Source organism: Blautia sp. St.27G3, from assembly GCF_059728505.1.
Map to the genome: position 1 here is coordinate 1,577,103 of NZ_BAAGFO010000001.1, position 15,300 is coordinate 1,592,402.

Here is a 15,300-nt window from a genome sequence, read left to right on the forward strand (position 1 = left end):
TCTACCTTAATATAACACATTTTAAGGTTCATGGGAAGCGGTTCGCACGTCTGTTCTCTTAAGATTTTATTATATATTCCGCCACCTCATCCATGCATAGCTGACGGTCTCCATTATTCGAAAATCGTTTTGTAATTCCGGCCCTCTGAATATTTTCTTCTGAAAAATCTTTCTGGTCTGCCAGAAAACGTCTGCATACCTCGTCATAGTTCGGTACCGGCTGTTTTTTCTCCCGCTTAATCGAGCGTTCTAGCCTCTTCTCATCGTCAACTTCTATGTAAACCGGCACGACACGGTCGTTTCCGTAATAATTTTTCACTTTCTCATAGGATTCCAGCGTACCGAGCGCCAGATAATTATTTTGCGCTATATCCATCGTGTCGCCGTCTGCGGTAAAATAATGCCACGGTCCCTGCACCGTATGATACGTACGAAGCTCAATTACCTGCCCCTTTTCCTGCAACTCTTCCAAACGCTCCTGCGTCACAAAATGATACTGCACACCGTCCGTCTCTTTGGCCCGAATCGGCCTTGTCGTGTACATGATAAACGGAACCAGCCCCAGCTCCGGGCGCATAAGAAGCTCCTCATAAATCGTATCCTTTCCTGACGAACTTTTTCCCATAATATAAAATAACTTTCCCATACTTCTCCCCTTATATACCCTCCGAAAAATTTCCGGATATCTTTTCCTCCCGCACAACCAGAATTTTTTCTCCCGTGTAGTCTGCCATGCCCTGGATCTTCATGCCCTCCGACCGGTACTGTTTCAGCTTTGCAAGCAACTCTTTTGAGATACGTTCCCCCGGAACAACCAGCGGAATCCCCGGCGGATACAGGTATACAAATTCTGCCGAAATACGCCCGGCACTGCAATACAAAGAGACAGAATCACACGGGTAATCCTCCGTTTCCTGAATCGTAAGAACTGTCTCATTTTCAAATATAAAATTCTTTTTCCGAGGACTGTCGCCCCTGTCAGCCACCCCCGTTATTTCCTGGTTCAGGCCAGGATCCGACTTTCGCATAGCCACAGACAATTCACCGTCAATCTCCAGCAGCGCCTGCTCCAGCCGGTCAAATCCTTCCTGCGTATCGCAGACCGTCATGATTGCCGTCACATAATGCTCCGCCTCCATCTCCGCCTCCAGGTGATACCTTTCCCGGAGCATCTGCGCCAGCCACGGACCATGATACCGCTGTGTACTGCCTCCTTCCAGACGCCCGCACTTCTCCGTTGAAATCAGCACCTTCGACCGGTCAAACTGCCACGCAGAAAGCTCCGTCTCATTTCCGTCCACAAGGTGGAGCACCCGCATACCGTGAAGCTTCTCCCTCATATTTTTCAGGCGCTGCAAAAATCCGTCAAACAGTTCCTTTTTGTGTTCTTGCATCTGATCAATACACGCATCCATCCCCGCCATCAGCACGTAACTTGGGCTGCTGGTCTGATAAATTCCAAGATATTTTTTCAACCGTTCCCGATTGGCTCTCGGCCCGCATACATGGAGCAAAGCGCTCTGCGTTAAAGCCGGCATTGTTTTGTGCAGGCTGTTGATTACCACATCCGCCCCGCACTGCACTGCACAATCTGGAAAATCCGGATGCATCGCAAAGTGCGCGCCGTGCGCCTCATCCACAATCAGCACAGCCCCGTACTCGTGTACCGTCTCTGCAATGCGGCGGATATCCGACACGACGCCGTCATACGTTGGAGAGGTGATTACAACAGCTTCTACGCTATGTCCGCCCGCCTGATGTTCCCTCAGTGCCGCGCGCACCTGCTCCGGCATAATACTTCCATTGATCCCGCGCCGCACATCTGCTTCCGGATAAAGATACGATGCCTGCAGCCCATTTAATAAAACCGCATGGTAGACCGCTTTATGACAATTTCTCGCCATTAAAATCCGTCCGCCGCGCCGCACGCAGGCCGAAATCGCAGCCAGAATCCCAGAGGTACTGCCGTTTACCAGACAGTACGTTTCATCTGCGCCGTACAGCAGCGCCACACGCTGCTGCAGCTCCAGCAAAATACCCTGCGCGTGGTGCAGGTTGTCAAAGCCGTCTATCTCCGTAATGTCAATCTTGTATGGATTTCCAAAATAGCCTGCCTGCCGTTTGTGCCCAGGCATATGAAGAGGGTAGGCATCTGATGCACTATAATTTTTCAGTTTTTCTAGTAGATGCTCCGACATATTGCCTCCTGATTCACTTTACACAATCTATTTGCAGATAGTTTCCTATATGACAAACAACCCGCGCCTATGCAAGACCAGGCGGTACAAGTATAACATAAGCGCCAGCTCGATGGAAAGAAATGATTGGCATATCTGAAAAAACATTTTGAGGTTCCGGCAAACAAGTCACCCCTTACTTTGTGCAGGCGGCCAGAGGGCTGACTTTGAAAGTGTTTTTGGTTACTTCGATTATAACAGCCATTTGCCTTTTTCGTTTAAGAAATTAATTCCAGATTAAAAAAATAATCATACAGGACTTTCCTGCCGTGGAAGATACAGCAGGATATCAGTGCCTTCGCCAGGACTGCTTTCTACGGCTATTTTATAGTTTCCCTGGTACAGGTAGTTCAAGCGCATCCTGACATTGTATACGCCGATATGCGCCATGTCGTCCTGAAATTCTGGTTTCTTCCTGAAAAACTGTTCTGCGGTCTCTACATCCATGCCTGCTCCGTTATCCCGGATCCGGATACAGATATCCGGGCCTTCCTGCGTTACGGAAACGGAAATTTCGCCTTTTTTTCCTTCTCCCTGCCCATCCTCGGCACATGCAATTCCATGCTTTATTGCATTTTCGACGAGCGGCTGTATGATATTTTTCGGAATCAGCTCCTTCTGGACTTCCGCGGAGACTTTAAAAGAATACGCAATGCTCAGATAGCTCAGATAACTCTGAATTAACATATATTGCCCCATTGCCTCCCGTTCTGCCTCCACGGTATCAAAGGTCTTGTAATTCTTCATTTTCAGGCGGTCCTTCAGCGTGCCGATCAGGGCGTTATTTACAGCTACAACTTCTTCGGTCCGCCCCAGTCCGGCAAGAACGGTCACTGTATTCAGCGTATTATAAATATAGTGAGGGTCCACCGCAGATACCATCAGCGTATACTGCATCTGCTCTTCCCGCTTCATATCCTTTTTGATTTTCTCCAGCATGGTCCAGAATGTATTACCCAGGCTGCTGATTTCGTCATTTCCCGGGGCTCTCGTATCGACGTCATAATTACCTTTTCGTACGCCGTTCATTTTCCGTTCCAGCTTCCGGATTCTGCTGATCGTACCCTTCAGCGAAATACCGAAAGCTGCCAGCAAAAATACGGTCAGGCCGCACAACAGCAGCTGAAAATATCCAAATGCCTTTTGATATGGTTCCAACAGAAGTTCCTCGGGCACGTTTATAATCAGCCTGAAATCCTCATCCTTATACGTACAAAGCACAGAAAACACCGTATCCGCTCCGTTTTCCCATTCCAGCACCTCATACTGCTTCCCTTCAAACAGGTAATTCGGACACTCCTCCACCTTCAGGCCGGATGCTTCACCCAGGTTGCTGTATAATACACTGCCATTGCTGTAAATCAGGTAATCCTCTGCCTGAAATTCTTCCAGCTCCCGGAGCTGTTCCAGCACCTCTCCGACTCCTACCATATTTACTGCAATACAGTTCACATCCCCTGCCCGGAAGGAATCCAGCACGCAGAAAAAGCGGCCCGTTTCCTCTTCCCCGATCACCGGAAGATGATATTTGATTTTCTGACTTTTGTCAAAGCTCTGATACCAGTCTGAGGCCTCAAAAATGCGGGCTGCCTCCTTTGCCTGTTCCCCGCAGAAAATATCCCCTTCACTGGTGCACAACAAAAAATAATTGGTAAATGAAATATACCCTGCATTCTCGTTCAGCTTTCCGTTTTCCAGAAGTGGCAGATATGATACAATCTTTGCCTCTGTCTGTCCTGTCCTTTTTTCCGGGTCATAGTATTCGGAAATCAGCCGCTTCAGCTCCTGATTCTCCGTTATATTTTTCAGATGGCTGTTATTGCGCCAGATATAGCTCTGCCGCAGCGCAGCCGAACCAGCCACGCCGGAGATCTGCTTGCACAGATGTGGCCGCATAATACGATAAAAAACGGATGGAAATAAAATGGTCAGTGCCAGCAGAACCACAATGCTGATGCCAAAAAGCTGAGCTATAATCTTCTTTGTTACGGTATTAAATTTCACTGTGCTCCCTCCTGTACTCCATTGGCGTCATCCCGCAGGTTTCTCGGAATACTTTCGAAAAATAGGAAATATTTTTGTATCCAGTCTTCCGGCAAATATCCGTCATTTTGTCCCTTCCCAAATTCAAAAGCTCTTTTGCCCGCTCCATCCGTACTCGGACGACAAACTTCCATAAAGTTTCCCCTGTTTCCTTGCGGAACACAGTATTCAGATGATTGGCGCTGATCTTCAGATGCGAGGCAATCTCTTCCACGCTGAGATCACTGTTTGTATAATTCCGGCTCACATACAGAACAGCCCGGTTAACAATGTCCGAATACTGAAAAACAGATGGATTCTCCAGAATCTTTCCCAATTCCATAACCTTATGCTTCATCCAGTGATAAAGAACAGAAGCTTCATACCAGTTTGCAGTGTCCTCACTTTCACACACTGTAAATATAACGCCTGTCTGCAAATTCACCAGTTTTTCATGATATTCCATGAGCCTTACTGAAAAATAGCGTGTGAGCGCTTCAAACCGTTCTCCGTCCCTCGCTTCCACTGCCTTCAGAAAATTCTGATCCATCCACCTGCATAGCTTTTCAAATTCACGATCCCGGATCCATCGATCCGCTTTTTCCAGATCAAGCGGCAGCGCAACCTTCCTGGAACGGCCGATATCCTCAGCGTGCAATACACAGGAACATACCCGGAAAATCCCCTGCCTGCGTACCTCTTTCGTCCGCAGATACCGATTTACACAGCCCGATAGCTCTTCCTGTTCTGCCAAAATCAGTACCGAAAACGTCGACCCAAACTTTTCCCGCAGCCTCAGCTTCAGATCGTAGGCCTGTTCTGTCGCACCCCCCTGCGTTTTCACAAGGCACAGCCAGAACCAGTCTCCTGCCTGAACCGCTGCCACAGTCTGTGGAACGGCCTGATAACAGAGACCCGCCACAGCCTTTTCGTCCGCCCTACTCTCCTGAATCCCGAAAACATCACAGACTACAGGATACCGATGGTCCTGCTCCACCCAGAACAGATCATAGACATCAGGCAGCCCGGCACTGTATTCCTCAATATGTATCTCCTCCCCATTTTTTCTCTCAAGCTCCCACACCAGTTCTGTAAACGCTGCCTCTGCATCATACCGGCTGTAACGTTTTCTTTTCTTAATTTCACGCCCTGCCTCCTCCAGAATCCGTATCATCTGCACCCTGTTCATCTCGTGCTTCAAAAGATAACCACAGCTTCCTAGCTCCAACGCAGATTTCACATAAGAAAATTCCTCATAACTCGTCAGAAAATACAAAATTGTCTCCGCCGACTTCTCCCGAATCCGCTCTCCAAGCTCAATCCCCGTCATTCTCGGCATCTGAATATCCGCAATCACAAGCTCCGGATGATACGCTTCAAATTTCTGCCAGGCTCTTTTCCCATCCTCAGCCTTCAAAACAACGTCAAATCCATACTGCTTCCAGTCCACCATATTCGCGAAATGTTCCAGCAGCAGCGGATTATCCTCCGCCAAAAGTACCTTCATCCATCCCTTCCCCCTTTACAGCAACATCCAAAACCACCGATTAGACATCCGTCTATTACTCCTATTGTATCAGACTTCCGCCCGCCCTGTAAAACAATTCTGCCCCTCAAAAACCCCCATTCCCCCCTCCGTTTCCAGCTATTTTTACAAAATCGTAGAATCTTTACAATCTTCCTTTTTAAAGATAATAATCCCATTCTATTTGTTCTAATCTTTCCTTTTTTCCTCCACTCCTATCGTCCTATAATGAACTCACTTGAACAGATAGTTATAATTCTCTCATTCAAAGTCAGGCCCCTGGAAAAGGATACAAAAAAAGGGGGGACTTGTTTGCTTCGGAACCCCGTTTTTATATCCTTTTCCAGGAGCCGTCCGTTTAATCACGCTCTTTTATAACTACCTGATTCACAATCTCATAAAGGAGGATCACACTTATGAAACACAAATCACGTTATTTCCACAAGCTTCTCCCCGCCGCGCTTTCCATGAGCTGCCTTTTCTCCGGCTGCTACACAGCCTGCGCTGCCGAACCTCAGGCGGAAACACGGCCTGCTTCTACGTTCAGCGTCGGAGCCTCCATCCGGGATATCACGCCTTCTGAGGCCATGTTCCCTCTGACCAGAAAGCCGAACGTCGAAATGTCCGGCGTTCTGGATCCTTTAAGCGTGCGTGTAATCGCCATGTCCGACACCGACACGACAACGCTTATGGTGTGCAGTGAAACGGGACGCTCCTTTGGCCCACAGTTCGCTCAGGCGATTGCGGACCACACCGGACTTCCGCTCGAAAACATCGTGCTCACATCCACACATTCCCATGCGGCTCCGGAAATCACGGAAGCAATTGATCTTAATTTCGAAGAAGGTGCAGAGGGTGTTACGACGCTACAGCTCTGGGCAAAATACGTGATGGGACAGGTACTCGATGCAGTGGATGAGGCGCTTGACGCTCAGGAACCGGCCAGCGTGGGAATCGATTATTCTGAGAGCTACATCAATGTCAACCGTAACTCCGTTTACAACGTGGTCGGCGAAGACGGCTCCGCAACGGAATGCCGCGACCTTGGTTGGAGCCCGAACGGCATCTCAGACCGAACTGTTGCTGCCATCCGTTTCAATGATTTGAACGGCGATCCGATTGCATTTATCATCAACTACGGCGTTCACGGTACTGTGATGCACGCTAATACCTGCATGGACGGAAAGACGGGCGTAAGTGCGGATATCCCAGGTATTGTGTCCGGCTATATTGAGAACAATTATGAAGGCACTGTGGCTATGTGGCTTTCCGGAGCTGCCGGAGATCAGAATCCGATTATCCAAAACGACTTATATACACGCAACCCGGAAACAGGGGAATTTGAAGAAACTTTTAACGACGATTATGAGATTCTGACCTTCCTCTCCAAAATCCACTATGCAGATATTGAGAGAGCGCTCAACTCCATTGACACCTATACCTCTGATGTTGATCTGAGCTGCGGTTTTATGGAATCTGCCATTCCTGCCACAGAAGGCGGAAATTACGCTATCTCTTTGCAGATGGTCCGCATCGGCGACATCGGACTTGCCTGCTTCCCGGGAGAGCTCTTTACCGCCACAGGTATGTATCTCAAGGACAACGCCCTGCTCGACGATACAATTGTTGTAAATCATGCATGGCAGCGCGATTCCCAGCACAACGGCTATCATGCGGACGACTGGACAATTGAAAACGGCGGGTTCGGCCAGAGACAGGCAAAATACGAGGCCGGATTCCTTGACGCTGAACTGACATCCATGATGAATGCCTTTTACGAAGAAACCGGCGCATGGATGTACAACACAGACGGCACTGCCACCTACAGCACAACCGGCGAAGTCACGATTGTCGGCCCGGACGGAAAAGCCGGAACGGAAGATGACAACTGTGTCGTAAACCCTGCCGGTACTGCCCTGATGACAGATGTTACTCCGGAATATGATGAGGAAGGGAAAATTTTCATATCACTTGGAAACGGCTTCACACTGACAGCGGGCGCAGACGGAAAAATCGGCACAACCGACGACGTTGTAGCCTTCGGCTCCTATATGCAGAGCGAGCACGTAGAGGACGGAAAGACAGCAGCCCTCTCCTGGCGGCTTCTGGACATCCAGGATGGCCGCGCAACGCTTGTAACCGATAAAGTCATTGATGGACTTTCCTTTAATCTGAGCGATACGGACGGAAACGACTGGGCAGGCTCCAACCTGCGCTCCTGGCTCAACAGTGCCGGCGGCCAGAACATGACCGGCGACACGACTGGCTTCTATGATGCGGCTTTCACAGAGGAAGAAAAAACAAAAGTTCTTCTGACCGATGTTTCCATGCAGTCTGACTCCTCGTATATTGCCTACAACACACTGTTAAAAGAAAACTGGTGGGGCGATTACACAACATCCGGAACAGATACACAGGATTACGTCTACGCTCTGAGCGGTGAGGAAGTTTTTGAATATTTCGGAAAAAGCACAATCGCTACCCAGGAAGAGCTTGGCCATGACCCTCAGAACTATACAAACGGCATGTCGGGTGCAACGCCTTATGCAGTCCGCTTCGGCGTTAAAACAAACGGCGGCGGCAACGGCAAGAGCTATATCGGTTATGCAGACTCCTGGACACGTTCTCCGGGCGCTGTCGATGAATCCGGCGAACTCTCCTGCGGCGTATTCCTCGGTTCTGTCGGCTCCCTGAACGTCGGCCGTTCCGTAACACGCACCTATGGCGCACGGCCTGTGATTACGGTAGACCTTTCATAAAAAGTATTAAAAAACAGAGTGGGGAGATTTTCCCCTGCTCACCGTGCGGGACGTATGCCGCCAAACGGCTAACTTCTATATATGCCCTTGCACAAAAAAGCTTCTCCATTCCTCTGTTATGAATGGAGAAGCCAGCTATAATCTTTTCGACAATCAATTCCGTATTCTATATAAACTATTTCATCCTGAATCTGATATGAATGAGATACCATTTCTCAACAAACATCTTATGATATTTATTTCGAGTAATGTACATCGCCTCAAAAAATGGAACGCGCTCGGGCATCCGGGAAAGTGATCGCATGGCAGTCATAACTTCTTTCTTTTTGGCTGCTGCCGCCTCTTTATTCACCTGCACCATAAAGTAAATATGATTGCCCAGCATCTTTTCCCGCCTGTTATACGTTTCAATATCCATAACAACCAAATCACCTTCTCCGTTTTTGGTAAGAAACACGGGTTCCGCTATTTTTCTGCACAGATCGGCAATCTCATTATAATTCTGGCGAATTGCTGTTGATGGACGAATATTCATACCCGTACCCCCTCTGCTTTATAGTAATATTTTGTCCTTTTCATACTATAAAGTCAATCCTTATGAAATATTTCTCGTCCGCCATTTCCCTGTCCGATACTCTGCGAATGAAATCACATAATTAACAAGCCAGCCGATCGGCACAGCCACCCATACCATATGGATGCCAAACCGCGGCGCAAGTGTCATCGCCAGCACAACGCGCAGTCCGAGGTTTGCCATGTTTGCTACCGTAAACATTTTCATGTCCCCGGAGCCCCGCAGCACGCCGTCTGTGATCATCTTCATACCGATCAGCACAAAAAACCAGCCAATGAATTTCAGATAATCCATCCCTGTTGCAAGCGCCACTGCTGTTCCGTCTTCTCCCAGAAACATCCGGATCAACGGATCGTAGAAAAGCTCCAGCCACAGACACAGGACGACTGCAAACACTGCAACAATCCCATACCCTGTGTGATATCCCTTTTTCACGCGGTCAAACCGCTTCGCTCCAATGTTCTGCGCCGTATAAGAGGAAAGTACATTTCCCATTGCAGACATCGGCACCACGCAGATGGTTTCAATCCGCATCCCGGCGGAAAATCCTGCCAGTGCTTCTGAACCAAAGCTGTTCACCACGGACTGCACCAGCATCATTCCGATTGATATCGTCGACTGCTGCAAAATGGACGGCAATGCAACCTTTGACATACCATAAAACTCTCCGGGTACAAACCAGCCGGTCGCATGAACACGATAACTTTTCATCTCACGGCTGAAAATTAAAGCCGCAAACACGGCGGAAATCCCCTGTGCGATCAAAGTCGCCCAGGCAACGCCTGCAATCCCCATATCGAAGCTGCAAACCATAACGACATCCAGCACAATATTAAAAAGTGAGGAAAAGATCAACAAAAACAGCGGCACCTTGGACCGCCCGAGCGCATTAAACATTGCTGAAAAAATATTGTACATAAACAAAAACGGTAATCCAAGAAAATAAATCCGCAGATACTCGGACGCCTGATCTAAAATGTTTGCCGGCGTATTCAGCCACACCATGATCTGCCTTGACATCACCAGGCCAACAATGCCCAGGAAAATACTCAGTACCAGAAACGAGGTCAGTGCTGTCCGGACAGACTGTTTCATCTTTTCATAATATTTGGCCCCAAAATATTGGCTCGTGATCACGGACGCGCCTACGCCTCCTCCGATTGCAATCGAAATGAACACATTCGTCAGAGAGTAAGAAGCTCCTACGGCAGCCAGCGCATTTTCACTGACAAACCGGCCAACCACAACCGAGTCCACCATGGTATAAAACTGCTGAAACAGGTTTCCGATGATCATCGGAAACGCAAATACCAGAAGCGCTTTCAGAGGTTTTTCCTCAATCAGATAATCTTTTTTCATAATTTGCCTTCCCATCAATTTTCTTTCTATTCATTCTCTTTCATTCATTCTCTTTCATCCATTCTCTTTCATTCATTCTCTTTTCATTCATTTTGTATTCCTCTGTTTTAATCGTATCATAACATACCAGATATTTACAGATCAAATTTTTCCGTAAAATCTTTCAGATCTGTGGGGAAAATTATCTATTCCCAGCCCTTTCTTTCCCCGCCAAACTGCTATATAATCGAAAAGAACCTGAAAAAACTCCACTTCGAAAGGATGTGACTCATATGAAACTTGGTTTTATCGGCTGTGGCAACATGGCCTCTGCAATCTTAAGCGGTATTTTGAAACAACACCTCATCTCTCCGGATGAAGTCATTGCATCCGCGCTTCACCAGGAAACGCTCGACCGGGCCGCCGCCACCTGGCACATACATACGACCCTCGATAACTGTGAGGCAGCAAAGGCTGATATCGTATTTCTGGCAGTGAAACCGCAATTTTACGAACAGGTAATACGCGAAATCCACGATGTTGTCTCAGATTCACAGCTGATCGTATCTATTGCCCCTGCAAAATCCATTGCCACCATCAGGCAGTGGTTTGGAAAGGATATCCGGCTCATCCGCACCATGCCCAATACACCTGCCATGGTTGGAGAGGGTGTTACTGCGGTCTGCCCGTCTGAAAATGTTTCTACAGAAGAGTTGCAAAAAGTATTGACCCTTCTTGAAGCCTGCGGTCTGACCGAGGTCATGTCGGAACGCCTGTTAGACTCTGTAACCGCTGTCAGCGGCAGTTCCCCTGCTTACGTCTTTCTATTTATAGAAGCCCTGGCCGACGGCGCGGTGCGCGACGGAATTCCGCGCGCTCAGGCTTATCGCCTTGCGGCGCAGGCTGTACTTGGAAGTGCAAAGATGGTTCTGGAAACCGGAAAACACCCAGGTGAATTAAAAGATATGGTCTGCTCTCCCGCAGGTACGACGATTGAGGCAGTCGCAGCGCTTGAGGAAGCCGGCCTGCGCAATGCAGTGCTCGCCGGCATGAAGGCCTGCACCGACAGAACAAAACAAATGCGCTGAGCATAGAAACCGAAAAAAGTTCTGAACGCATTCCGGCGGAGGACAAGCAAGCCTCCGCCGGAATTTTATATCATCTTCTACTGATTGTTCAATCTTGTTCTTCTTACAAGCAACAGCAAGGCAGCTCCAAATGACAGCGCAAGCAGCACAGCAAAGAGCACGATTGGCGTCTCGTCTCCTGTCCGGACGCTCTTTCCTTCCTTCTGAGCATTTCCTGAAGTGATATCATCGCCGGACTGAATGTCATCGCCCGGATCTGTCGATTCACTTTCACCAGCTTCCGGGAATGTGTTTGTTATAATTACTTCATCGTCCGGGCTCTCAGGTGTCAGTGTAACCTTTCCGCCTTCTTTATTCAAAGAAATGGAAAACTGCTGGCCACTGCCAAGCGGTGTACCGTTTTCATCGGTCTCCGCTACATAATACGTCGCTGAATCGTTTTCTGAAGTGCCGATATTCACTTCAAGCGGAATGCTCACACTGCTGCTTCCGCTCATTTCCAGCGGAATTACTTCACCGTAACGGTCACGCAGCCCTGCATCCGTGAACAGGCTGGCATAAAATACCTCATCTGTATCGTACGGCTCCTGTCCCATCATAGTCTTTTTCGTAATGGTCAGAGTACCGCCATAGTAGTAGCCCATCGGAAGTCCTGTTGTGGTATTCCGAAAGACAAGACTTCCCTCCGGTTCCTGGCGCGTAATCGCTACTGCCTGGCCATCTGGATACTGTGCCTCAAAAAGAACGCCATCTGCCCCGAGTGAACTTGCCACCGCATTTCCTTCTCCATCTGTCTCGGAAACGTAATACGTCTGGTCTGTTCTCAGATTCTCAAAAACCACTTCTGCCTGGTCGCTGTTCAGGAAACGCAGCGGCTGATGAGAGGTTCCCTCTACCCGCATCGTACATGCTTCGTCGGTAAACAAACCTGCATAAAATACCAGCTCTTGATTTTCAGGTGGATTATAAGCAAGCTCATTCTCAAGGTTAAACAGCTGTTTGGTTACACGAATCACGCCGTTATCACGCGGCCCGGTAAGCTCTGTTTTCGGATAAACATCCACCGCATACTGCCAGGTATTTCCTCCCTCCGCATGAACCGGATAAGGAACCTGGACTAAAAAGCAGGCAATATCATCCACCCGGCTTCCGCTGTTTGCACCCGGCTCCTGAAATACCAGATACATACCTGCTTCCAAATTATCAAAGAAGGCCGTACCGTCTGCCCCTGTCGTTCCCTGTCTGATTGATTCTGCCCCTACTGTTTCCGATGCGTTGCTTCCCGCATCTGCTCCGTTTGCCGCCTGTTGCTGTCTTGCCAGGGGAAGCAACACCTCGGCTGCCTCATTTGACTGCCCTGCATTCATACCTTCCAGTTCAATACCAGTCTCTTTGTATGCATCCAGAAGTGTGTACTCTGCCGAACCTCCGGTTACTGTCAGCGCCGCGATCTGCGCTACCTTCACTTCTGAATCGGAGATCGGTTTTACTGCATCCGTCTCCACATTCGGATCGGTATACGTCATTGTCACTTTTAAGGAGCACACCCTGCCAGCTTCCAGTTCCGGCATCTGATTGGAATCTGCCAAACCGGACTGCGCGGTCCCTTCCTGATTTTTATCCGGCTGCGCTGCCCCTATCTGATTCTGCCCTGGCTCAGAAGCACGCACAACACCCGGCAAGCCTCCTGCAACACCTGTCCCAGACAGCTCCGGCGCTACGGCTGCCAGTAAAAAGGTCAGCGCCAGCGCCCCTGCTCTGCGTCCCGCTCTTTTTTGTTTGATGTCAGAAAACATTTTCCACATAATTTCCTTCCCTTCTTTTTCTGTATCTGTCCTACCTTTTGTTTTTTACAAGATTCTTTCTTAGGTTATCTTTCTATCGGATTATTTTCCTTTCGTTCATCATCTTCCTTTTTCCGCTTGCGTTTCCTCCGGTCTGAGATCTTCAGACAAATTCCCAGAATGATTAGAAACACAACAAATGCCAGCAGACCTACGACAAACAAGGTCTGTATATGGTTTGTTCCCTCAAGCGGATTCCGCAAAATGATACCAGGCTGTTTCGTTATTTCTTCCGGCACATATTCCGTACGCGCTCCCCGCACCAGGAGACGGTGTGAATTCACGCCATACGGTGTGCATGTCACAAGTGTCACCAGATCTTCGTTTTGTTCAATTTCCAGATCCTTTGTTTCTTCCGGAAGAACCGTAAGGATTTCCTCCACTTTATAAGCCAGCGTTTCATCCAGTACTGTGATATAAAACAGGTCGCCCTTCTCTATCTGATCCAGATCCGTAAAAAGCTTCGCGCTTGGCAAACCGCGATGCGCTGACAAAACAGCATGTGTTCCCTTTCCGCCGATCGGAAGGCTGGTTCCCTCTATGTGGCCACAGCCATTTTCCAGGGCTTTTGTGCCAATTCCATGATAAATGGCCAGCTTCACATTGATTTTCGGAATTTCCACATATCCCATCACGCCATTTCCCGCAGGATTTAAAACCTGCTCATAGAGACTCGCGTTCTCCTTCTCGGGAGAGATCTGCGACGCAGAAAATGTTTCCGGTTCTGTCCCCGGGGAATCTTCCGGCGCAGAAGATGTTTCTTCCTCATCAAATGCATCCACAATCGTATTCGTGCGATGATTCGCGTTATAGGCTCTTGCAGCCTCCCAAAGCTCCGAGTAATCCTCCGGCTCCATCACTTTTATCGCTTCACTGTAATCACTGATCAGTCTCTCATTCCGGTAACTGTTCCACAGATCACTGAACACAGGATAACACAGGATACCGGCGCCCGCCAGAAAAAGCAGAACAAGAAACAGGGATGAAAGCCAGGAACCCTTTTTTTTACGGTTTCTTTTTCGCATGTTTTCCTCCAAACCGGCTGAGCAGCCAGACAACAACGCCTGCAATCAGAACACCTGCCACCCCAAACAGCACCTGAATCAGAAGCCGCGGAACATCCTTGCGCACTGCATGTTCGTGCTGCGCCGCATATTCTTCCTCAACAAATGGAATCCGATGCCCCCGCACAAGTATACGATGTGAATTTACGCCATACGGCGTACACGTCACAAGTGTCACATAATCCTTTCCTTCCGTAATCGCCAGCTCTCCCACTTCTTTTGGTTTCACCGTTAAAATCTGATCAACCTCATAGGCAAGAATATCATCTAGCATATGAAGATAAAAAACGTCTCCTTCTTTTAAGAGCGGGAGATCAGTAAACAGCTTTGCTGCCGGAAGTCCCCGGTGTGCGGAAAGAACCGCATGCGTCCCTTCCCCTCCTACCGGAAGGCTGCTGCCAAAAAGATGACCTACGCCCTTTTGCAGCGCTTCTTCGGTTGTATAATGAAAGACCGGAAGATTCTCACCAATAGCCGGAATTTCCAGCGCGCCCATCATTCCTTCTTCATTCATATGCAAAAGAGCCTCGTATTCCTCATCCTGAAGCCCGGCACGTACGGAAAACGCGTCCGGCACTGCCTCTTGTTCCAGTTTCTCATTGTAAATGCGTGCTGCTTCCAGCATAGCCGTATGCGCCTCATCCCCGGAACTTTTTGATACTGACGCCGTATAATCACTGATCAGACGTTTTGCACGGTATGTATTCCATGTACTGCTCGCAGTTGGATACAGCAGTATGGACAGCCCTACGAGAAAGAGCAGTATAAGTCCAATATTTTTTTTATCAAGCTTTTTTCCTGTTTTTTTCATAGGGTTCTCCATACTGCTGCACAGGAAGTTCTCCTGTG

The 15,300-nt window shown here is 48.6% G+C and carries 10 protein-coding genes and 1 pseudogene; 2 read left to right on the forward strand and 9 right to left on the reverse strand.

Annotated features, from left to right (window positions below):
- Positions 1-58: 58 nt before the first annotated feature.
- The 4 genes from AC6I2O_RS07325 to AC6I2O_RS07340 all read right to left on the reverse strand — a co-directional run bounded on the left by AC6I2O_RS07325 (position 59) and on the right by AC6I2O_RS07340 (position 5,766).
- Positions 59-646 carry a nucleoside/nucleotide kinase family protein gene (locus tag AC6I2O_RS07325; RefSeq protein WP_120391233.1) on the reverse strand — a complete coding sequence of 196 codons (588 nt, stop codon included), beginning with the start codon at positions 644-646 and terminating at the stop codon, positions 59-61.
- Between the two features lie 10 nt (positions 647-656).
- Positions 657-2,198: an aminotransferase class I/II-fold pyridoxal phosphate-dependent enzyme gene (locus AC6I2O_RS07330; RefSeq protein ID WP_497742250.1), complete on the reverse strand. Its 1,542-nt coding sequence runs from the start codon at positions 2,196-2,198 to the stop codon at positions 657-659.
- 288 nt (positions 2,199-2,486) lie between these two features.
- The gene (locus tag AC6I2O_RS07335) at positions 2,487-4,241 is read right to left on the reverse strand and encodes a sensor histidine kinase (RefSeq protein WP_497742251.1); all 1,755 of its coding nucleotides are present in this window, start codon (positions 4,239-4,241) and stop codon (positions 2,487-2,489) included.
- Positions 4,231-5,766 carry a response regulator transcription factor gene (locus tag AC6I2O_RS07340; RefSeq protein WP_497742252.1) on the reverse strand — a complete coding sequence of 512 codons (1,536 nt, stop codon included), beginning with the start codon at positions 5,764-5,766 and terminating at the stop codon, positions 4,231-4,233. The genes AC6I2O_RS07335 and AC6I2O_RS07340 overlap by 11 nt, the downstream gene beginning before the upstream one ends.
- A gap of 434 nt (positions 5,767-6,200) precedes the next feature.
- Between AC6I2O_RS07340 and AC6I2O_RS07345 the strand changes: the two genes are divergently transcribed.
- Complete coding sequence (locus AC6I2O_RS07345) at positions 6,201-8,543, forward strand: DUF6273 domain-containing protein (protein WP_120391237.1); 2,343 nt, start codon at positions 6,201-6,203, stop codon at positions 8,541-8,543.
- 379 nt (positions 8,544-8,922) lie between these two features.
- On the opposite strand, the pseudogene AC6I2O_RS07350 reads toward AC6I2O_RS07345, so the two are convergent.
- Together AC6I2O_RS07350 and AC6I2O_RS07355 are read right to left on the reverse strand one after the other, a co-directional pair.
- Positions 8,923-9,078: pseudogene (locus AC6I2O_RS07350) on the reverse strand (type II toxin-antitoxin system Phd/YefM family antitoxin); the annotation flags it as partial.
- A gap of 60 nt (positions 9,079-9,138) precedes the next feature.
- On the reverse strand, positions 9,139-10,476 hold the full coding sequence (locus tag AC6I2O_RS07355; RefSeq protein ID WP_120391238.1) for an MATE family efflux transporter: 1,338 nt from the start codon (positions 10,474-10,476) through the stop codon (positions 9,139-9,141).
- Positions 10,477-10,748: 272 nt separating this feature from the next.
- On the opposite strand from AC6I2O_RS07355, the gene proC reads away from it, so the two are divergent.
- A complete protein-coding gene (proC, locus tag AC6I2O_RS07360; RefSeq protein ID WP_120391239.1) occupies positions 10,749-11,543 on the forward strand; it encodes a pyrroline-5-carboxylate reductase in 795 nt (264 codons plus the stop codon).
- A gap of 77 nt (positions 11,544-11,620) precedes the next feature.
- Here the strand turns inward: proC and AC6I2O_RS07365 are convergent, their stop codons facing one another.
- The 3 genes from AC6I2O_RS07365 to AC6I2O_RS07375 form a co-directional block, all read right to left on the reverse strand.
- On the reverse strand, positions 11,621-13,348 hold the full coding sequence (locus tag AC6I2O_RS07365) for a pilin N-terminal domain-containing protein (protein ID WP_497742253.1): 1,728 nt from the start codon (positions 13,346-13,348) through the stop codon (positions 11,621-11,623).
- Positions 13,349-13,413: 65 nt separating this feature from the next.
- Positions 13,414-14,412, reverse strand: a complete 999-nt coding sequence (locus tag AC6I2O_RS07370; RefSeq protein ID WP_120391241.1) for a class C sortase — start codon at positions 14,410-14,412, stop codon at positions 13,414-13,416.
- Entirely contained in the window at positions 14,393-15,262 is an 870-nt protein-coding gene (locus AC6I2O_RS07375; protein ID WP_497742254.1) for a class C sortase, read from the reverse strand. Before AC6I2O_RS07375 ends, AC6I2O_RS07370 begins: the two co-directional genes overlap by 20 nt.
- Positions 15,263-15,300: the final 38 nt, after the last annotated feature.